The sequence below is a fragment of the Anabaena sp. FACHB-1237 genome, from assembly GCF_014696225.1.
GTDB lineage: Bacteria > Cyanobacteriota > Cyanobacteriia > Cyanobacteriales > Nostocaceae > FACHB-1237.
The window spans coordinates 50,648-71,673 of the sequence record NZ_JACJPV010000020.1; the positions used below are offsets into that span (position 1 = coordinate 50,648).

Consider the following 21,026-nt stretch of genomic DNA (forward strand, 5'->3'; position numbering starts at 1 on the left):
TGGGTAAAATATCATACTCCTGACTCCTAACTCCTTTTTCTTTGGTAATTTTTCATGATATTAGATTTTTCTGCTTTACCCTTAGCTTTCCAGTTTACTTCTCCAGGTCCAATTCTGGTAGAAGTAGGACCGATTGTTATTCGTTGGTATGGTTTGCTAATTGCTTCTGCTGTTTTACTCGGTGTGGCTATTTCTCAAAATCTGGCTAAACGTCGTCATGTTAATCCAGAATTGTTAGGTGATTTGTCTATTTGGCTGGTCATTGGCGCTATTCCTATGGCTAGATTATATTATGTTTTATTTCAATGGCCAGAATATGCAGGACATCCTGAAAAGATTATTGCTATTTGGCAGGGTGGTATAGCTATTCATGGGGCTATTATTGGGGGAGCGATCGCTGCTATGATCTTTGCTAAGGTTCATAAAGTCTCTTTTTGGCAATTGGCTGATTTAGTCGCTCCTTCTCTGATTCTTGGCCAAGCTATTGGCCGCTGGGGTAATTTCTTTAATTCTGAGGCTTTTGGCCGTCCTACTAATTTACCTTGGAAATTATATATTCCCCTGGAACATCGTCCACCAAATTTAGCTAATTTTGAATATTTCCATCCTACCTTTCTTTATGAGTCTCTATGGAATTTAATGGTATTTGCTCTACTTATTACTTTATTTTTTCGTGCCATATCTAAAAAACTACGCTTGAAACTAGGTACTTTATTTTTAGTCTATTTAGTTACCTATAGTTTTGGCCGTATTTGGATTGAAGGTTTACGCATAGATAGTTTAATGTTGGGTACTGTGCGTATCGCTCAGTTAGTCAGTTTTAGTGGCATATTTTTAGGATTATTGGGTTTAGCTTGGCTTTATGTACTTAATCATCCTTTACCTGATGTAATTGCGCCAAATTCTGTAAACAAAGATAGTCAACCGCAAAGATAATACAGGACTTAGGCAACTGGCACATTGGTAGGGTGTGGTTCGACAGTAAGCTGTTGTGCCTTTAACTTGAATAATTAATACAAGCAAGATGCTTGTGCTACTGTAACTTCAGGTTTTTTAATTATACAGTGAGTGCTGCACATTAGCTTATAAATCATGTAAATAACCAAATTGTTGATATCTGACGCACCCGACAACAGATTTTTTAGTCTGACACTTGCGTAAGTCCTATAATCAAAAAAAATGCCCCAGAGTAATCTCTAGGGCTTAACCAGGGTGCATCTACCATCTAAGTTTACTACTTTTGGGAACTTGATCCGGAAAGACTTTTAATTGTTCTCTATGGACTATTTTCTGATTGTTTCCTATTCTTTGTTTTATCAGTGTTCTATTAGGAAAAATATGAGTGAAAATATTAATACTGTTGGTAATATTTACTATCAAGATTCGTTAAAACCAGGGGTTTATATAGTTGGTGCAGGACCTGGAGATCCTGATTTATTAACTGTTAAAGCCCAAAAGATGTTAAAATGTGCCGATGTGATTTTTTTTGCCGACTCTTTAATTCCTGAAGAGATTTTAGCCATTTGTCGTGCAGATGCGGAAATTTTTAAGACAGCAGATAAGACTTTGGAAGAGATTATACCTTTAATGATTGAATGTGTGCGATCGCATAAATCGTTGGTAAGATTACATTCAGGAGATCCTAGTCTTTATAGTGCTATTCATGAACAAATGCAATTATTAGCAGATGCAAATATTCCTTTTGAAGTTATTCCTGGTATTAGTGCTTTTCAGGCTGCTGCTGCTAAATTAAAAGTAGAGTTGACTGTACCTAATTTAGTACAAACTATTATTCTGACACGAATTAGTGGACGTACTCATGTTCCTAATACAGAGGAATTGACAAGTCTAGCAGCACATCAAGCGAGTTTATGTTTATACTTGAGTGCGCGTCATATTCAAGAAGCACAGAATAAACTATTAAAACATTATCCTGAAAATACACCTGTTGCTATTTGTTATCGTATCGGTTGGCCAGATGAAAAAATATCTATTGTTCCCTTAACAGAAATGGCCATTACTACTCATCAACAACAGCTAATTAGAACCACATTATATATTATTAGTCCGGCATTATTGCCTGTTAACAACCGTTCATGTTTATATAATCCTGAACATCAACATTTATTTCGCGCAGATGAGATAAAGATCCCCGACTTTTTCCAAAAGTCAGGGATCTGAGGATAAAATAGTTATACAGCAGTTTCCGTTACTATGAGATACAGATGTTAATGATAAAACCCTTGTAACACAGGCATCTTGCTGTGTTCATAGTGTACCTCATGTAGATAGAATGTGCTGTAATTATCTTGACATTTTGAAAATCCAAATTTTGAGTATATGCCTTTAATTAAAGTTCAAACTTCTGTATCAGCACCAGAAAAGACTGAAATTGAATCTATGTTGAAAAGTCTTTCTGCGAAATTAGCACAACATACAGGTAAACCTGAGTCTTATGTAATGACTGCATTTGAATCTGAAGTTGCGATGACATTTGCAGGTAATACAGAACCAGTTTGTTATGTAGAAATTAAAAGTGTGGGTACTATGAAACCAGAACAAACTAAAGCGATGAGTGCTGACTTTTGTGAAACTATTAGTCAGTTATTATCTGTACCAAAGAATCGTATTTATATAGAATTTGCTGATGCTAAAGGTTCAATGTGGGGTTGGAATAGTACAACTTTTGGTTAATAGGTTAATAGTTATCAGTAGTCAGCTTTCACCTTTCAGATATGAGTTAATACATTTATGTGTTAAGGTTGATAGCATTTAATTTTGTTGATTGTTGTAACTTGATAATTTTTGCAGGCAAGATGCCTGCAACACTATATTTGATATAGTAATGATTATGATGATTCAATTTATGAAGATAACCGTTTAATATACCCATTTTAAACCAATGAATCAAAATAATTTAAACTTCTTAAAAAATAATATAAGTGCAATTTCTATTCCTGGTTATCAAGCTACTGAAATTATTTATGTCAGTAGTAAAACCACCGTTTATCGTGGTTATCATCAACAAACAAAAACTCCCGTAATTATCAAAATTTTAAATGATCAATATCCCAGGTTACGCAATTTAATTGCCGTTAAAAATCAATTTGCAATTATGCAAAAAATCCAACATCCTGGGATTATTAAATGTTATGACTTAGTGGAATATAGTAATAGTTATGCTTTGATTTTAGAAGATTGTCACAGTATATCATTAAGTGAATATGTGAAAACTTATCCATTAGATATCAACTTATTTTTTAAAATAGGGATTGATATTGTGAGAATTTTAGAAGTTTTACATCAAAATAAGATAATTCACAAAGATATTAAACCTAAAAATATTATCATTAATCCAGAGAATCAGCAAATCAAAATCATAGATTTTAGTATTTCCTCATTATTACCTAAAGAAAATACAAATGTGAAAATCATTAACGGTTTAGAAGGAACATTAAGTTATATGTCTCCAGAACAAACAGGAAGAATGAATAAAAGTATAGACTATCGTACAGATTTTTATTCCTTGGGAGTAACTTTTTATGAATTACTCACAGGACAATTACCTTTTAATAGTAAAAATAGTTTAGAACTGGTATATTGTCATTTAGCAAAAGCAGCAATTAACCCTAAAGAACTTAATCCACAAATACCTAAATGTTTAGCAGATATTATTATCAAATTAATGGAGAAAAATCCTGAAGACAGATATCAAACAGCAGCAGGAATTGGCTATGATTTAGAAAAATGTCAACAAATGTTATTAGAAAAAGGGGAGATTACTAAATTTACATTAGCAGAAAAAGACATCAGCGATCGCTTTATCATTCCTGATAAAATTTATGGTAGACAAGAGGAAATTCATACCTTATTAAATGTTTTTGAATATATTCGAGATGGCCATAAACAACTCATATTAATTACAGGATTTTCTGGTATAGGCAAAACTACCATAGTCAATCAAATTCATCAACCTATTATTAGGGAACAAGGTTATTTTATCTCAGGTAAATATGATCAATTTCAAAAAGATATTCCTTTTTCAGCATTATTGCAAGCCTTTCGCAGTTTAATGAGACAATTACTCACAGAAAGTAAAACACAACTAGAACAATGGAAAAACCAAATATTATCAGCATTAAGAGAACAAGCACAAGTCATAATTGATGTTATTCCCGAACTAGAAAATATCATTGGTAAACAACCTCCCATACCAGAATTGACAGGAAATGCTTCCCAAAATCGTTTTAACTTACTATTTAGTAAATTCATTCAAGTATTAGCTAAAGCAGAACATCCTTTAGTAATATTCCTAGATGACTTACAATGGGTTGATCCTGCATCCTTAAAACTAATCAAATTATTAATCACAGACAATGAACCTAAATATCTACTATTAATAGGAGCATATCGAGATAACGAAGTCAACCCTACCCATCCCTTAACTATTGCGTTAGAAGATATTAAACAAACTGAAATTACTATTAATCAAATTACCCTAGAACCCTTAAAAGAATCTGACATTAAACAATTAATTAAAGATACCCTATTTTGTCCAGAAGCGGATATTCAACCATTAAGTGAACTTATAGTTAATACCACAAAAGGAAATCCATTTTTTATCAATCAATTATTGAAATCATTGCATGAAGATGGGTTAATTACCTTTGATTTAAAACTAGGTTATTGGCGATGTGATATTAATGCAGCTAAAATATTATATCATCATGATGATATTATTAAATTTATCACCAGTCAATTAACAAAATTACCCCACAGCACACAAGAAATATTAAAAATAGCTGCTTGTATTGGCAACAGATTTGATTTAACTACCCTATCTATTGTTTGTCAAAAATCTCCATCAGAAATATCAGAGGAATTATGGACAGCTTTACAAGAACAATTTATTCTCCCAGAGAATGAAACTTATAAATTCTTCACAGATAACAGAGATAATATAGATCAATATTCACAACAAATACAAACAATATTAGTAGAATACAAATTTTTACATGACAGAGTACAACAAACAGCTTATTCTTTAATTCCAGAAAACGAGAAATTAGCAACACACTTAAAAATAGGTCAACTTTTATTAAAAAACAGTCAATATCAAGCACAACAGGAAAATATATTGGCCATAGTTAATCAATTAAATATTGGTAGAAATTTAATTAATAGTCAAGCAGAAAAATATGAATTAGCAAAATTAAATTTAATTGCAGGTTCTAAAGCTAAATCTTCCACAGCTTATGATGCTGCTATCAAATATTTACAAGTAGGTTTAGAACTACTACCTCCAGATAGCTGGAACAATGAATATGAACTAACACTAAATCTCTATATTCAAGCTACAGAAACAGAATATTTAAACATCAACTTTACCCAGGCAGAAAATTATATTAAAATAGTCAAAGAAAATACTAAACAACTGATTGATACTATCGAAGTTGAAGAAATTAAAATTGCCATCTATATAGCACAAATGCAAATAAAATTAGGAATTGATACAGGATTAAACTTAATTAGATTACTAGGATTTAACTTAGAAAAAGCACCTCCTCCTCACTTAAATGTAGATGAATTAATCAATTTACCAGACATGAATGGGGCTGACAAAATTGCCACAATGCGAATATTAACCAACTTAACTGCTGCTAGTTATTTTGTAGATGCTTCCTTATTTCCTCAGATTATATTTACCATGATTCACCTATCCAATCAATATGGTAATTGTTCATTTTCCGCCCATGGATATATTAATTATGGCGTGATCCTTTGCGGTTTTTTATCAGATATTGATACTGGATATCGTTTGGGAGAAATAGCATTAAGTTTATTAGAAAAATTCGATGCTAAAACTATTAAATGTCGAGTTTTATTAATGTGGAATGCTAATATTGCATTTTGGAAAAAACCATTAAGAGAGAACATACCCAGTTTACGAGCAGGTTTACAATCAGGAATAGAAACTGGAGATTTAGAATATTTTTCCTATTCTTCAGCTATTTATATTATTAGTTTAATTCTCAGTGGTGAAAATTTAGAATATGTATCCTCTCAAGCAGATATTTATGTGAAAACTGTAGATAAATTTCAACAAGGAGGTACAATTATCCTGTTGAATATATGGCAACAATTAGTATGGAATTTTTCCCAAATTGACGAAGATAATCTTAATAAACACGAATTTTCTGGGAAATTTTTCCAGGAAGCGCAAACATTACCAATTCTATTAACTAGTAAAAGTTCCACTGTATTATTTTCTTTGTTTTTAGCCAAAACCATCTTTTACTATTTCTTTGGATATCCTGAATTAGCAATAAATAGTTCTGTTGCTGGTAGTGAATATTTAAAATTTGTTGTGGGACAAGTTACCATTAGTCATTATAATTTTTATTATTCTTTATCTTTATTAGCAGCATATCCCCATCAAAGTAATACCCTACAACAAGAATATTTAGAAATAGTCAGTAATAATCAAAAACAACTGTTAAATTGGGCTAAATATGCACCTAGTAATTATCAACATAAATATAATTTAGTTGCAGCAGAACAAGCTAGAGTATTAGGCAATTATTGGCAAGCAATGGAACTTTATGATCAAGCCATTATAGGAGCTAAAAAACATAAATATCTCCAAGAGGAAGCACTAGCAAATGAATTAGCAGCTAAATTTTATTTAAGTCATCATAAAGAAAAAATTGCTAAAACTTATTTAATAGATGCTTATTATTGCTATGGTAATTGGAATGCAAAAGCCAGAATTTATCAATTAGAAAATACCTATCCTGAGTTATTAGCAAATTTCATATCTCCAGCAAAAACTGATGTTAATAAAAATCAAATTAGTATATTAGTCAGTGATTCTAGAATGACAAGCGCATCAGCATTATTAGATTTAGAAACAGTGACTAAAGCATCCTTAGCTATTTCTTCAGAAATTAAAATAGATAAATTATTAGCTACTCTGATGCAGGTAATTTTAGAAAATGTAGCAGCAAATAAATCAGCATTAATTTTGCGAAGAGATGATAATTTCTTAGTTGTAGCTTTAGTTGTAGCTAATTGTAATACTGCACTGGAATGTTATCTAGAACCTCAAGTTATAGATAATAATGATATTGTACCATTAACTATAATTAATTATGTCAACCATACCGAAGAATATTTATTAATTCATGATGCAACTATAGATAAAGAATTTTCCCATGATACCTATATTATCAAATATAAACCTAAATCTATATTATGTACACCAATTTTAAATAAAGGTGAATTAATTGGTATTATTTATTTAGAGAATAACTTGACTATTGGTGCATTTACACAAGAAAGATTAAAAATCTTAAACTTAATTGCTTCTCAAGCAGCTATTTCCTTAGAAAATGCCCAACTATATAGTCAATTAGAAGAGAAAGTTAAAATTAGAACTCAAGAATTAAATGAAAAAAATCTGGAATTAGAACAAACATTAACACAGTTGAAAAATACACAATCTCAATTAATTCAAACGGAAAAAATGTCTAGTTTAGGACAAATGGTAGCAGGAGTTGCCCATGAAATCAATAATCCTATAAACTTCATTTATGCTAATGTAGAACACGCGAGAGACTATATTGAATGTTTAATAGAATTCTTAGAAATATACAACCAAGAATATCCTCAACCCACAGCCAGAATTGCAACCTATCAAGAAGAAAATCATATCAACTTTTTGTTAGAAGATTTACCAAAAATTCTTGACTCCATGATGGTAGGTTCAGAAAGAATTCGCAATATTGTTTTAGGGTTACGTAATTTTTCCCGCTTGGATGAATCAGCAATAAAACCTGTGGATGTTCATGAAGGAATTGATAATACAATCATGTTATTAAGTCCTAGATTTCAGGAAAAATTAGGATATTCTCAAAATATAGTGATTAAAAATTATGGTAAAATTCCTTTAGTTAAATGTTATGCTTCTCAATTAAATCAGGTATTTATGAATATTATTAGTAATGGAATTGACGCTTTAAAAGAGCGTCAAAATTTGCTATCTAATAAAGATAGTAATTTTCATATTATTATTACTACTCAAGTTGTTAATAATTATGTACAAATTTCTATTAAAGATAATGGTATAGGTATTAAACCAGAAATAAAAAATCGTATTTTTGATCCTTTTTTCACTACTAAACCAGTGGGGGAAGGTACAGGTTTAGGTTTATCTATTAGTTATCAAATTATCGTAGATAAACATAATGGTAGGTTAGATTGTATTTCCGAAGTTAATAAGGGAACAGAGTTTATTATTGCAATTCCTCTTGATATTAAATAATTGTGATGATTAAGTACAATTTAACAACCCTTCTTTAAATTCTGCTGCTGTTTTAAAATGAATTTCTGGCTTTTCAATTAATCCTAAATCTATCACCTTTGCTAACCTTATCAGTATATTACCATCCCGTTGTAAAATGGGTACAGGATCATTTTGCAAAACATCCAACCAAGGATCATAGGATTTACAGGATGTTATTAGATAATTTTTTGTAGGATTTGATGATTCTGACAATATTAACGGTGCATTTCTGTAGGTGGTGCGCCATTAGAAATATTAAAGGAGTATCTTAAAAATCAAGAAAAGCCTTCAAGGACGGGGCTTGTATCGCAGATTTTTGGTTACACTGCATAAAGTAAATAAACAAACCCCTGATATCTGACGCATCCTATTAATGTGCCTGTTGCGTAAGTTATATTTATGGTTGTGTAGAGGCGATCGCTTGCTTGAGTAAGGTTAACTAAAGTTGATAAATATTAAAGTATATAGGATGCGATCGCTGTATTAATCAATGTCAATTTACAAACTATCAGGTTCAATACCTAATTCTCTCAGCTTTTGAGCTAGAATAGCTGCTTTGTTCTCTGCTTTATCAGCACGCTGACGTTCAGTTTCAGCTTTTTGATGTTCAATTTCAGCTTTTTGACGTTCAATTTCAGCTTTTTGACGTTCAATTTCAGCTTTTCTAATTTCTTCTAAATTAGCTTCTTCTGGTGTAGGTATCAATTTCCCTTCTAGGCTAAAATATCTTAACCTACCTTGAGACACTCCTAAATATAACCCTAATTCCTGACTCCAATACCAACCATTTTCAGAAGGAGCAATACTTTCATATTCATGACCAACTAATCGCCATCCTACCAATTCTAGGGTATTTGGAGAAAACCAAAAATACTCAGGTGTGCGGAGGTGATTTTGATACAATTCTTTCTTGAATCCCTTATCTACTTTAGCGGTAGAATCAGAAAGTAGCTCAATGATCATATTGGGATATTTACCGTCTTCTTCCCATGTTACCCAAGAAGCGCGAGGACGTTTTTGAGTGTCTGTGACGAGAAAAAAGTCTGGTCCTCTAAAATCCCGGTTTTTTAGCTGTTTTCGGCTATAGTAAATGGTAAGATTTGCACCAATAAAGAAATCTTCTCTATCTCGCCATAACCATTCTAAACAGGTTACTAGCATTAATAATTGTGTATAATGTAAGGAGCTTTCCATCTCTGGTTCGTCGCTTAGTAGTTCTGTACAATCTGGCATTAATGCTTCTATTTCTTGTGCTGTTAAGGCCATAGATTTTATTTGGATAAGTTACTGTGTTTTATTATAAACTATCGGAATCTACACTAAGCGATAGCCAAGTGATCTGAAGGAATGGCAAATATTGAGCTAACTTATTAGCCCGTTGGTATTCACTTTCAACCTGGTGGCATTCAATTTCAGCTTTTTGTGCAAAAGTTAGCAGGCAACTATCAGCATTATAGTAGGGAATACGCAAAATGTGTTTATAAATGTGTTTATTTACATAATTTATGCTATCTGACGCGCCCTACAAGAGATTTTTTGCTGTGATACTTCCGTAGGTTATATCTGAAATCAAAGATATGAATAAATAAAAGTGCCAGATTCCGGTAAACTATGTTTTGGATGATTGGAATGTAAAGAAATATGCAAGTTGGACAAAACGTTAAATTAGTTCGTCTGCGCGATCGCGTATCCTCTGGTATAGCTGGAAAATTAGGAAAAATCGGCGTGATCACTGGCTATAAAGTCCTTGATGGTGGTGTTGGTGTGATTGTCAAATTTGACGATAACACTTCTACCTGGTTTTTTGAAGACGAAGTTAAGGCTGTATAGGTAAGTTAGTAGTTTGAGTTAAATGCTAAGTTGGTATTGACAATAGATGGTAATGGGAAATTCAAACGATGGCCTTGATACTGACATTTTTAGGTAAAAACGGCATTGCTCGCAGTAAAATAGCGATCGCTGCTGCTAAGTTATTGGCAACCCAAGGCAAGAAGGTACTTTTAGCAGGTCTTTGTGAACCTACTTTGCCCATTTTACTACAAACTACTCTCTGTGCTGATCCCCAGGAAATCTCTCCTAATTTACAAGCAGTACAGTTTCAAGTCTCTGTACTTCTAGAACGCCACTGGGAAGAGGTTAAAAAGTTAGAAGCGCAGTATCTCCGTACTCCAATAATTAGAGAAGTTTACGGACAGGAGTTGGTTGTGTTAACAGGGATGGATAACGCCCTTGCTCTCAATGCTATCCGTGAATATGATGCCAGTGATAAATACGATGTAATTATCTACGATGGTACGGGAGATACTGCCGCTTTAAGAATGTTAGGAATGCCTGAGTCGTTAACCTGGTATATTCGCAGATTTAGACAATTACTAGTTAATTCTGATTTAGGCAAAAATATCAGCGAATCGCCTTTTATCCAACCACTAATTAGCAGTCTTTTCAATGTTAATTTGACAGCAGATAATTTTTCTTTACCTACTAACCAAGCTAATGACTTTCTGGAAAAAGGTACAGATGCTTTAGCTAATCCTAGTCGAGTGGCAGGGTTTTTAGTAACTACTTCAGAAACTATTGATATTGCTAACTCCCGCTATTTATGGGGAGCGTCTCAACAAGTCGGATTAACTATTGGTGGGGTAATTGTAGTTAATGGAGAAAATACTGAGATAGCTTCAGAATTTACACCTTTACCCATGAGTATTGTACCTGATGTAAATACGGAATGGCAAGCTCTGATGGATGCCTTACCTAATTTTGCCCAACAAGCAATAGCCGCACCTAAACCCATAGAGATAGATGTGCATAATCGCCAGGTAAGACTGTTTTTGCCAGGTTTTGACAAAAAACAGGTAAAACTCACCCAAGTCGGTCCAGAAGTCACTGTAGAGGCTGGAGATATGAGACGTAATATCTTTCTACCGCCGGCTTTAAGTGGTAAACCTGTGACTGGGGCAAAATTTCAAAACAGTTATTTGATAATTTCTTTTTAGCAAGACTTACGGAAAAGGGAACGAAAGTAGGGGTAATTGATGAATTACCCCTACACAAGAATCAGGGTTTCAACTACATCTGGCGTAAGTGTTATTGAGAAAATAGGGAATAGGGAATAGGGGATAAGGTGAAAATTTTATCAATTGTCAATTGTCAATTATCAATTACCAACCAATAAATTATGAGTGATACTACACCCAATTTACCTGATATTAAAGCAGTAACAGATCAAGAAGATACTACTGCAAAAACTCGCCAATTGTTAGGAATGAAAGGGGCGAGTTATGGCGAAACTTCTATCTGGAAAATTCGCTTACAATTAATGAAACCTATTACTTGGATACCTTTAATTTGGGGTGTGGTTTGTGGTGCCGCTTCTTCTGGCCATTATGTTTGGAGTTTAGAAAACTTTCTCAAAGCATTACTTTGTATGTTGCTTTCTGGTCCATTATTAACTGGTTATACCCAAACTTTAAATGATTATTATGACAGAGAAATAGACGCTATTAATGAACCTTATCGCCCTATTCCTTCTGGTGCTATTTCTGAAAAACAAGTAATTAGTCAAATCATTGTTTTACTATTATTAGGATATGGTGTAGCTTATACTTTAGATGCATGGGCAGGTCATAGTTTTCCTAATGTGTTAATGTTGTCTGTTCTTGGGACATTTATTGCCTACATATATTCTGCACCACCATTAAAATTAAAACAAAATGGTTGGTTAGGAAATTATGCTTTAGGTGCTAGTTATATTGCTTTACCTTGGTGGGCTGGCCATGCTTTATTTGGAGAGTTAAATTGGAAAATTGTGGTGTTAACTCTGTTTTATAGTTTGGCTGGTTTGGGTATTGCTATTGTTAATGATTTCAAAAGTGTGGAAGGCGATCGCCAACTTGGTTTACAATCATTACCTGTGATGTTTGGTGTACAAAAAGCGGCTTTAATTTGTGTGGTGATGATTGATGTATTTCAAGGTTTAGTAGCAGGTTATTTGGTGAGTATTCATCAAAATTTATATGCTGCTATTTTAGTATTATTAATTATTCCCCAAATCACTTTTCAAGATATGTATTTCTTGCGAGATCCTATCGCTAATGATGTGAAATATCAAGCGAGCGCTCAACCTTTTCTAGTGTTAGGAATGTTGGTTACTGGCTTGGCTTTGGGACATAGTTTGATTTAATGCCGTTGCTGAATTGGGGTATGATATTTATTTCGCGCATCAGCGAAGCGAAACACTTGCGTTAAACACAAAGTTTCAAATTTTGAATTTCTCAATTTCATACCTGAGTTCAGCAACGCCGATTTAATTATTGGAGGTTGGTTTTTCATAAACCAACCTGTTTAACACTATAATGAGAACGCAACATTTTACAACATTTTAAAATAACACCATCATGGAAATTATCCAAAGTCTTCACACTGCTATCCTCATTACTGATTTAGAACAGTCTGAATATTTTTATAGTCATATATTAGAACTAAAAAAAACAGAACGGCCATTAAAATATCCCGGTATCTGGTATCAAATTGGTAATTATCAACTTCACCTGATAGTTGCGCCTACAGTACCCACAGATAACCAACAGGAAAAATGGGGACAAAATCCTCATATCGCTTTTGCTGTAATGGATTTAGAAGCTATTAAGAAAGAATTAACCGCTAAAAATTATCCATTTCAAGCCAGTGCTTCTGGGAGGCCAGCAATTTTTATTAAAGATCCCGATGGCAATATTATCGAACTTAATCAATTTATAGAATAATGATTTTATTCTCCATGACAACAGTTAAAATAGAGAGATTGTCAAATAATAAAAGATAAATGTTTTGGGCTGATAAAATTGCTGCTGATGCAGTAGGTGAACAAGTAGTTAATGATTCTAAGACTCCTTCTGGACGAGTTCATGTGGGATCTTTGCGCGGTGTGGTTATCCATGACGTTATTTACCGTGCTTTGAAACACGCAGGAAAACCTGTAAAATTTCTGTATGGTGTGGATGATTATGATGCGTTGGACACAGTTCCTAAATACTTAGATAAAGAAAAATTTAAGCCTTATTTGGGTTTTCCTTTGTGTAATGTTCCTTCTCCTGGTGATGGTGCAGAAGATTATGCTAAGTATTTTATTGGTGAGTTTTTTGAGATTTTTGAATACTTAGGAATTAAACCAGAAACGTATTTTTTACGCGACTTATATCGTTCGGGAAAACTTAATTCTCATATTGATATTTTCCTAAAAAATGCCCTTATGGTACGGGAGGCTTATAAAGAAGTTAGTAAAGCTGAACGTGCAAATAATTGGTATCCTTTTCAAGTTATTTGTGAAAATTGCGGGAAAATTGCTACTACTGTAACCACAGATTATAATGGTTCAGAAGTTTTTTACACTTGTAAAACTGATGGCGTTGACTATGTAAAAGGTTGTGGCCATTCTGGCTGGGTTTCTCCTTTTAATGGTAATGGAAAATTGCCTTGGAAAGTGGAATGGGTGGCTAAATGGGATGTATTAGGTGTAACTATTGAAATGGCGGGTAAAGACCATTCTCAAAAAGGTGGTTCTCGTGATGTAGCTAATGCAATTTGTCGTAAAGTTTTACAAAAACAACCTCCTTTTCATTCGCCCTATGAATTTATTCTTGTCAATGGTACAAAAATGAGTTCTTCTAAAGGTGTAGGTTCTAGTGCTAGGGAAATTGCAGATTTATTACCTGCGGAATTATTGCGGTTTTTAATGTTAAGAACTCAACCCAGAACGGTAATTAATTTTGCTCCCAATTATGAAACTACTACTCGTTTATTTAGAGATTATGATACTTTAATTAATAAGTATTCTAATTCTGCTGAATTAACTGAGGAATTAATGCCGTTATTTTACGCGCAGTTAGGAGATGAAGTTAAAACTTTCCAGCCTTTTGATTTTAGTACCTTAATTTCTTTATTACAAGTTCCTCGTTTAAATATTCAAGATGAGGTAAAACAACGTAGTTCACAACCTTTAAATGAGTATGATGAAATAGTAGTTAATCAAAGAATTGCTGCTGCGAGAAAATGGTTAGAAGACTATGCTGATGAAGAAGAAAAGTTAGTTCTTTATTTGGAACAAGTTCCAGAAAAAGCTAATGATTTGAATGTTGAACAAGTGGGATATTTGCAAAAATTAATGGAGAATTTGCAGAATATTGGTAACTGGGAAGCTGAGGAATTACAAACTATAATTTTCTCGACTACTAAGGAGTTAGGGGTTCAACAACCAATGGCTTTTAAGGCTTTATATCTATCTTTCTTGAATAAAGAAAAAGGTCCTAAAGCTGGTGGTTTGTTGTCTTATTTGGAGAAGTCTTTTGTGATTTCCAGGTTGCAGGATGTGGTTAATTTGAATCAGAAGAAGGTGGAAGTCTAAGTTATTAGTTGTAATATGGTGCGTTATACTATCAATGACGCACCCTACAAACTAATACAATATGATAGAATAGTGAATACACTTTAATTAGAGGATGTATGAGAAGTAAGAAAGCCCACGTAACGGTATCCTGTCAGTAGAAAAAAAAGCTAAGTATGAGAGCGTTACAAGAGCTATATGGAAAACTACCACAAATAGCCTAAGCCAATTATATCACTTAAGATACCATACCAGGAAAAACGAAAAATGTCAAGGGCTGAAACGACCTATTTTCGTGAAATTATTGCTCTTATTATCAATAATCTTGCAAATATTGTCAATTATTAATCTTAATCTTTTTTTAATAATTATCAATTGATGGTTAATTAACAGTTAATTGAAGGTGAGATGTGCTTATGGAAATGAAAACCGCTATAATATTAAGCCACGCAATGAAAATAAGCAGAAGGCTATGATGATGTCATTTTTATTAGAAGTTGGTACAGAAGAACTACCAGCTAATTTTTTGGGTAGCGCTATTGTACAATGGCGATCGCTAATTCCGCAAAGTTTGGCTAATCACGGCCTTAATCCCGAAAAAGTGGAAGTTTATGGCACTCCACGCAGGTTAGCTGTGGTTATCACGGGTTTACCAGAAAAACAAGCGGATAGAACAGAAGAAATTAAAGGACCTGCGGCACAAGCAGCTTTTAAAGATGGACAAGCTACTCAAGCGGCAATTGGTTTTGCAAATAAACAAGGAGTAGATATTTCTAAATTAGAGATTCGTAGCACAGAAAAAGGTAATTTTATCTTTATTAATAAGAAAATTCCTGGTCGTCCAGTATCAGCAATATTGCAAGAATTAATTCCTCAATGGGTTTGGAGTTTAGAGGGTAAAAGATTGATGCGTTGGGGTAGTGGAGATGGCAGATTTTCCCGTCCTATTCGCTGGTTGGTGGCATTATTAAATGGGGATGTTTTACCATTAGAATTACAAAATGGTGAGAAGATTGTTAAAAGCGATCGCATGACTAGATGTCATCGAGTTTTACATCCTGAAAATATCACTATTTCCCAAGCATCAGAATATGTTAACTCTCTCAATGATGGTTATGTGATTGTTACTCCAGAAACAAGAGAAAATATCATCATTGAACAAGTCAAGAATGCGGCTGCAAAATTAGGAGGATATACCCCAATTTACCAAGATTTACTAAAGGAAGTTATCAATTTAGTAGAATATCCTACCGCAGTTATTGGTAAATTTGAAGAGGATTTTCTAAATTTACCAACGGAAGTAATTACGGAAGTAATGGTAAGTCATCAACGTTATTTCCCTGTGTTTAAAAATGAGAAGTGTGAGGAATTACTACCTTATTTTATCACAATTAGTAATGGTGATCCTGCTAAATCTGATGTAATTGCTAGTGGCAATGCTAAGGTAATTAGAGCGCGTTTAGCAGATGGTAGATTTTTCTATGAAGCTGATTTAAGTAAACATTTAGAAACACTATTACCGCAATTAGAAAAGGTCACTTTTCAAGAAGAATTAGGTTCAATGAGATCCAAAGTTAATAGAATAGTGATTAATGGGGAAAAAATCAGTAATCAACTATTATTAGAAAAGCATCAAAGTCTTGATATACAAAGGTCTGCATTATTATGTAAAGCAGATTTAGTAACGCAAATGGTCTATGAGTTTCCTGAATTACAGGGAATCATGGGACAAAAGTACGCTTTAGCTAATGGAGAAAATCATCAGGTATCCACTGCTATTTTTGAGCATTATTTACCCAGAAATGCTAATGATATTTTTCCGCAGACATTAACTGGCCAAGTGGTAGGAATTGCTGATAGACTAGATACATTAATTTGTATTTTTGGTATTGGTGCAATTCCCACAAGTTCCTCTGATCCTTTTGCTTTGAGAAGGGCAGCAAATGGGATTATTAATATTACTTGGAATGCTAATTTACAGATTAATTTAGGAGGTTTAATTGATGAAATTGCCCAAAATTTTGCTACAACTTTTAATAAAGATGCTAAATCTTTAATTACTAAATTACGGGAATTTTTCCTGCAAAGATTGAAAAGTTTATTACAGGACGAAAAACAAATAGATTATGATTTGGTAAATGCTGTTTTAGGAGATGATGTGGAATACGCAGAAAGGGCATTAACAAATTTATTAGATGTGCGCGATCGCGCAATTTATTTACAACAAATCCGCAAAGATGGTACAATGGATAAAATCTATGAAACTGTCAACCGTTCCACTCGTTTAGCAGCCCAAGGAAAGTTAAATTATCAGGAATTAGAACCAGAGAAATTCATCAATCTTCAACTATTTCAAAAGACATCAGAAAGTGATTTTTACAATGCATTAGTCAATATTGTTCCCCAAACAAAAGAGTCTCAAAAAAGTCGCAACTATCAACTTTTAGTTAGCGAACTAGTAAAAATTGCTCCCACTGTAACTAATTTCTTTGATGGAGAAAATAGTGTTTTAGTCATGGATGAAAATCCACAAATTAAAGAAAATCGGTTAAATCTGCTAGGATTATTAAGAAACCATAGTCGTGTTTTAGCTGATTTTGGTGCAATTGTCAAAAACTTGTAATTAATACAGGCATCCTGCCTGTAATTCTAGTAGCACGGGCATCCTGCCTGTAATTCTAGTAGCACGGGCATCCTGCCTGTAATTCTAGTAGCACGGGCATCCTGCCTGTAATTCTAGTAGCACGGGCATCCTGCCTGTAATATTCATTCTCCATATCTAGTATTTTCCAGGGAATTTAGATCAATAAGGATCTGAATCAAACTTACCTTTTTTGACACTACATAAATAATAACCCCGTGATGGTATGCGATTCAAATCAAAAGTATCACCTCTAGGAATACGCCAAATTTTATAATCATAAAAAGTCAAAGGTTGTCCTGGTTGACAAACTTCAGGAAGATGATCACCAAAAACGAAATATACTGCTCCTTTTCCGATGCTATTGTAGAAATTTATAATGCGGCTGTTCCTACACGCATGGCCACAGCAGACTTAGAACCTGTGTCTATAGAAAGTCGCAAAAATTGGTTTAAAGGAAGAACTCCTTCCCATCTGCCTTTATGGGTGGTAGAAATTGATGGTATAATTGGTGGATGGTTGAGTTTTCAATCTTTTTATAATCGTGCAGCTTATCATGCTACGGCGGAAATTAGTATCTATATTTCTCCTAATTTTCAAGGACAAGGTTTGGGTAAAAAACTTTTACAAGAATCTATTAGTCAATGTCCAAATTTAGGGATTGAAAATCTTATGAGTTTCATTTTTGCTCATAATGAACCTAGTTTAAAACTTTTCTCATCTTTCGGTTTTCAACATTGGGGACTTTTACCTAAAGTTGCTGATTTAGATGGTGTGAAAAGAGATTTAATTATTTTAGGGTTGAATTTAGTTGAGAGTTAATGATCATCAGGAAATGTAACACATGGATGATTCTACTAAAAAAATTATCAAAGATAATTTAAAAAAATCTATCAGGAATTTTTTCCAACATCAAAAAAATCCTAATTATCAAGTCTTGGATGATATATTTCCCACAGAAAGAAGAATACGTTCTTTAATTGGGGGACTAGAAACAAGTTTAGGTACAACTTGTTGGGAACCCATAGCTAAAACTTTAGCAACATTAAATGGATTTGAAATTATAACTTCAAAAATCTTGCGACCAGAACCATTTCCAGCAATTTTACAACAGGAGTTAAATAAACTAATTGATGCAAGAGAGAATAAGTATAATAACCAAAGAATTTCCACACAAGAATGTATAAAAAGATTGAGGAATGCTGCTTTACAAATTAATGATCAAGAAATACTTAAATATACATCTCCACCTCCAGGTACAGGAGTAGATATTTACTTTTTAAAAAATGATGTTGAGTATATTTTTGATATAAAAACTACTCAACCAAATCAAAGTGGATTTAAGGGATTTAATAAACAACTGTTAGAATGGTATGCTTACAGATTAGCTAAAAACCCAGATGTTCAATTAGAAGCGCGTATTGCTATTCCTTTTAATCCTTTTAAAAAATCATGGTATGAAAAACAAAAAAGTATGTTATTAGCGTCTCCTCTGGATATTGAAAGAGATATTTATGTAGAAAATGAATTTTGGGATTTTTGTTCGGGACAGAAAAATACATTTGAGGATTTACAATCTCTTTTTATTGAGTTAGGAAAAGAAAATTTCGCAGCAGAATTTCATGATATATTTTACCCCAATGAATAAATTAAATATTAATAATTTTTAGTAACTCTTTAGTCACATACTCAACCACAGGTATAGGTACAGCATTTCCAAACTGTTTTTTAGCAACTTCATCTTTTTTATGATATGTAAAATCATCAGGAAAACCTTGTAATTTACAAGCGTGTTTTGCAGTAATAGGAATGTATTTTCTCGGATGATAAATTTTTTCCAGGAAAATATTTTTATATTGCTGGGGATGACTTGCGTAAATAGAAACAGTTGCTATATAATCTTTAGAACCAGTAGCAGTTAAAGTAGGGAAAATATCAGCATTCGGTAAAATAATTCTGTAAATATTATTAATACCTGTCATGTTTTTAGAGTTGACAAATTCATACTTGTGATCAACCGTTAACCTTAATATTCCCTTATCTACTAATGTGGTTAATTCACTAATATCTATATCAGTAATAATCTCTCGAAAATTATCAAAAGATAAAGGATTACCGTCTTTCTCTCCATATTTCTTACTTCTTCGATATTTCAAAAGAGTTAAACAAATCATTTTTTCTCTATCAGTTGTTGGAATAATATCCCAAGAATGAATTGTTGTATGTCCATTTCTTAAGTCAGAGAAAATGAAGAAATCATTTAATTCATCATCTTTTTGAAATCTTGTTCTTGATGGAGGAATTGTACCATTAAATAAAGTATCTGCATCTAATTTAACTTTTTCAATTACCTTGATATTCTTCAATTCTTCTAAAATATCTAAAACTTTTGGGTGTATATTTAATGGTTGGGGAAATTGATAATCTGTTTTCTTCTCTATATCTTTTCTCACTCCCACAATAAACACTCTATCTCTATTTTGTGGTAAACCAAAATCATAAGCATTGAGAACTTGCCACTTGACAAAATAGCCAATTTTTGTTAATTCATTAATAATTAGTTCTAAATTATCCCTATTTTTAGGACTTGCTAAACCACTGACATTTTCAAAGATAAACCCTTGTGGCCGACTTTTATTAACTAACCGAATTACATCAAACCATAATTTTCCTCTAGGATCGTCAAATCCTTTTAAATTTCCTGCAACAGACCAAGGTTGACAAGGAACACCACCAACAATTATATCAACATTTGGAGGAAGTTCATTAATTTTAGTAATATCTCCTAACTCAGTTTCATTGGTATTTAAGTAACTAATAAAGTTTTGCTTATATACTTGAATTGCTTGTTTATCTATTTCTGAATAACCTAAACATTTACCTCCTAATTTTTCTAAGGCTATTCTAAATCCTCCAATACCTGCAAATAAATCAATAAAGGTAAATTTGTGTTTTGTAGTGAGTAAGTTTAAAGGTAGTTCTACTTGTTTGGAGGTATTGGAAAAGATAGTCTTCATGTTTTCAGTTGTTTTTAAAAATAAATGTTACTGTAGTTATATGATAACATTAAATATAACATTCAAGATACTGCTTTCGGTTTTCAACATTGGGGACTTTTACCTAAAGTTGCTGATTTAGATGGTGTAGAAAGAGACTTAATAATTTTAGGGTTGAATTTAATTGAGAGTTAATGATCATGAGGAATTGTAAAGCATAGATGACTTTACTAAAAAAATTATCAAAGATATATCAAAGATAATTTAAAACAATCTATCAGGAATTTTTTCCAACATCAAAAAAATCCTAATTATCAAGTTTTAGATGATATGCAGCAGATTCCTTTGTTATGAGGTACAGTCTAAAATTCTTGGTTTTTAACTTCTACTTTATGCCTGAAAATAGAAAATAAAGTGTACCTAATTATATCCGGAAGTCCTGTAACTATAACGTTATGACTATAGAAGCCTTACCAGCATCAACTTAATAAAGATTGCCTAGTATTCACTGCTAAAGTTTTGTTACAGAAAATATCTAGCTATTAACAAAACTCAACAAAAATAAACCAGTAAAATACTTGCCAAGTAGATTTAGATACTGTTATCATATTAACTGATAAGCTAATGTGCAGCACTCACTGTATAATTAAAAAACCTGAAGTTACAGTA

The 21,026-nt window shown here is 32.7% G+C and carries 15 protein-coding genes and 2 pseudogenes; 13 read left to right on the forward strand and 4 right to left on the reverse strand.

The features are described 5' to 3' along the window. Positions 1-54 precede the first annotated feature (54 nt). The 4 genes from lgt to H6F32_RS11885 all read left to right on the forward strand — a co-directional run bounded on the left by lgt (position 55) and on the right by H6F32_RS11885 (position 8,323). On the forward strand, positions 55-936 hold the full coding sequence (lgt, locus tag H6F32_RS11870) for a prolipoprotein diacylglyceryl transferase (RefSeq protein ID WP_190369542.1): 882 nt from the start codon (positions 55-57) through the stop codon (positions 934-936). Positions 937-1,338: 402 nt separating this feature from the next. After that, a complete protein-coding gene (cobM, locus tag H6F32_RS11875; RefSeq protein WP_190369543.1) occupies positions 1,339-2,181 on the forward strand; it encodes a precorrin-4 C(11)-methyltransferase in 843 nt (280 codons plus the stop codon). A 159-nt stretch (positions 2,182-2,340) separates the two neighbouring features. Further along, complete coding sequence (locus H6F32_RS11880) at positions 2,341-2,694, forward strand: phenylpyruvate tautomerase MIF-related protein (RefSeq protein WP_190369544.1); 354 nt, start codon at positions 2,341-2,343, stop codon at positions 2,692-2,694. 208 nt (positions 2,695-2,902) lie between these two features. After that, positions 2,903-8,323, forward strand: a complete 5,421-nt coding sequence (locus tag H6F32_RS11885) for an ATP-binding sensor histidine kinase (protein ID WP_190369545.1) — start codon at positions 2,903-2,905, stop codon at positions 8,321-8,323. A 9-nt stretch (positions 8,324-8,332) separates the two neighbouring features. On the opposite strand, the gene H6F32_RS11890 is transcribed toward H6F32_RS11885, so the two are convergent. Both H6F32_RS11890 and H6F32_RS11895 read right to left on the reverse strand, forming a co-directional pair. Further along, positions 8,333-8,557 carry a hypothetical protein gene (locus H6F32_RS11890; protein WP_190369546.1) on the reverse strand — a complete coding sequence of 75 codons (225 nt, stop codon included), beginning with the start codon at positions 8,555-8,557 and terminating at the stop codon, positions 8,333-8,335. A 285-nt stretch (positions 8,558-8,842) separates the two neighbouring features. Next, positions 8,843-9,610, reverse strand: coding sequence for a Uma2 family endonuclease (locus H6F32_RS11895; protein WP_190369547.1), 768 nt, complete (start codon positions 9,608-9,610; stop codon positions 8,843-8,845). A 375-nt stretch (positions 9,611-9,985) separates the two neighbouring features. On the opposite strand from H6F32_RS11895, the gene H6F32_RS11900 reads away from it, so the two are divergent. The 6 genes from H6F32_RS11900 (at position 9,986) to glyS (ending at position 17,343) form a co-directional block, all read left to right on the forward strand. Next, positions 9,986-10,174 carry a DUF2862 domain-containing protein gene (locus H6F32_RS11900; RefSeq protein ID WP_190369548.1) on the forward strand — a complete coding sequence of 63 codons (189 nt, stop codon included), beginning with the start codon at positions 9,986-9,988 and terminating at the stop codon, positions 10,172-10,174. A gap of 68 nt (positions 10,175-10,242) precedes the next feature. Then, a complete protein-coding gene (locus tag H6F32_RS11905) occupies positions 10,243-11,337 on the forward strand; it encodes an ArsA family ATPase (protein WP_190369549.1) in 1,095 nt (364 codons plus the stop codon). Between the two features lie 182 nt (positions 11,338-11,519). Continuing rightward, complete coding sequence (gene chlG / locus H6F32_RS11910; RefSeq protein ID WP_190369550.1) at positions 11,520-12,524, forward strand: chlorophyll synthase ChlG; 1,005 nt, start codon at positions 11,520-11,522, stop codon at positions 12,522-12,524. A gap of 214 nt (positions 12,525-12,738) precedes the next feature. Beyond that, the gene (locus H6F32_RS11915) at positions 12,739-13,104 is read left to right on the forward strand and encodes a VOC family protein (RefSeq protein WP_190369551.1); all 366 of its coding nucleotides are present in this window, start codon (positions 12,739-12,741) and stop codon (positions 13,102-13,104) included. A 59-nt stretch (positions 13,105-13,163) separates the two neighbouring features. Further along, positions 13,164-14,741, forward strand: coding sequence for a lysine--tRNA ligase (lysS, locus tag H6F32_RS11920; protein WP_190369552.1), 1,578 nt, complete (start codon positions 13,164-13,166; stop codon positions 14,739-14,741). A 454-nt stretch (positions 14,742-15,195) separates the two neighbouring features. Further along, positions 15,196-17,343 carry a glycine--tRNA ligase subunit beta gene (glyS, locus tag H6F32_RS11925; protein ID WP_190369561.1) on the forward strand — a complete coding sequence of 716 codons (2,148 nt, stop codon included), beginning with the start codon at positions 15,196-15,198 and terminating at the stop codon, positions 17,341-17,343. A gap of 180 nt (positions 17,344-17,523) precedes the next feature. On the opposite strand, the pseudogene H6F32_RS20555 reads toward glyS, so the two are convergent. Beyond that, positions 17,524-17,721: pseudogene (locus tag H6F32_RS20555) on the reverse strand (peptidase S51); the annotation flags it as partial. On the opposite strand from H6F32_RS20555, the gene H6F32_RS11930 reads away from it, so the two are divergent. Together H6F32_RS11930 and H6F32_RS11935 are read left to right on the forward strand one after the other, a co-directional pair. Beyond that, positions 17,683-18,183: a GNAT family N-acetyltransferase gene (locus H6F32_RS11930; protein WP_190369553.1), complete on the forward strand. Its 501-nt coding sequence runs from the start codon at positions 17,683-17,685 to the stop codon at positions 18,181-18,183. The pseudogene H6F32_RS20555 and the gene H6F32_RS11930 sit on opposite strands and share 39 nt — an antisense overlap. Before the next feature lie 22 nt (positions 18,184-18,205). Then, positions 18,206-19,009 (forward strand): TdeIII family type II restriction endonuclease, encoded by an 804-nt coding sequence (locus H6F32_RS11935; protein ID WP_190369554.1) that lies wholly within the window; start codon positions 18,206-18,208, stop codon positions 19,007-19,009. Between the two features lies 1 nt (position 19,010). On the opposite strand, the gene H6F32_RS11940 is transcribed toward H6F32_RS11935, so the two are convergent. Continuing rightward, complete coding sequence (locus H6F32_RS11940; protein ID WP_190369555.1) at positions 19,011-20,378, reverse strand: DNA cytosine methyltransferase; 1,368 nt, start codon at positions 20,376-20,378, stop codon at positions 19,011-19,013. A 75-nt stretch (positions 20,379-20,453) separates the two neighbouring features. Between H6F32_RS11940 and H6F32_RS20560 the strand changes: the two are divergent. Then, a pseudogene (locus tag H6F32_RS20560) lies at positions 20,454-20,552 on the forward strand (N-acetyltransferase); the annotation flags it as partial. Between the last annotated feature and the right edge of the window lie 474 nt (positions 20,553-21,026).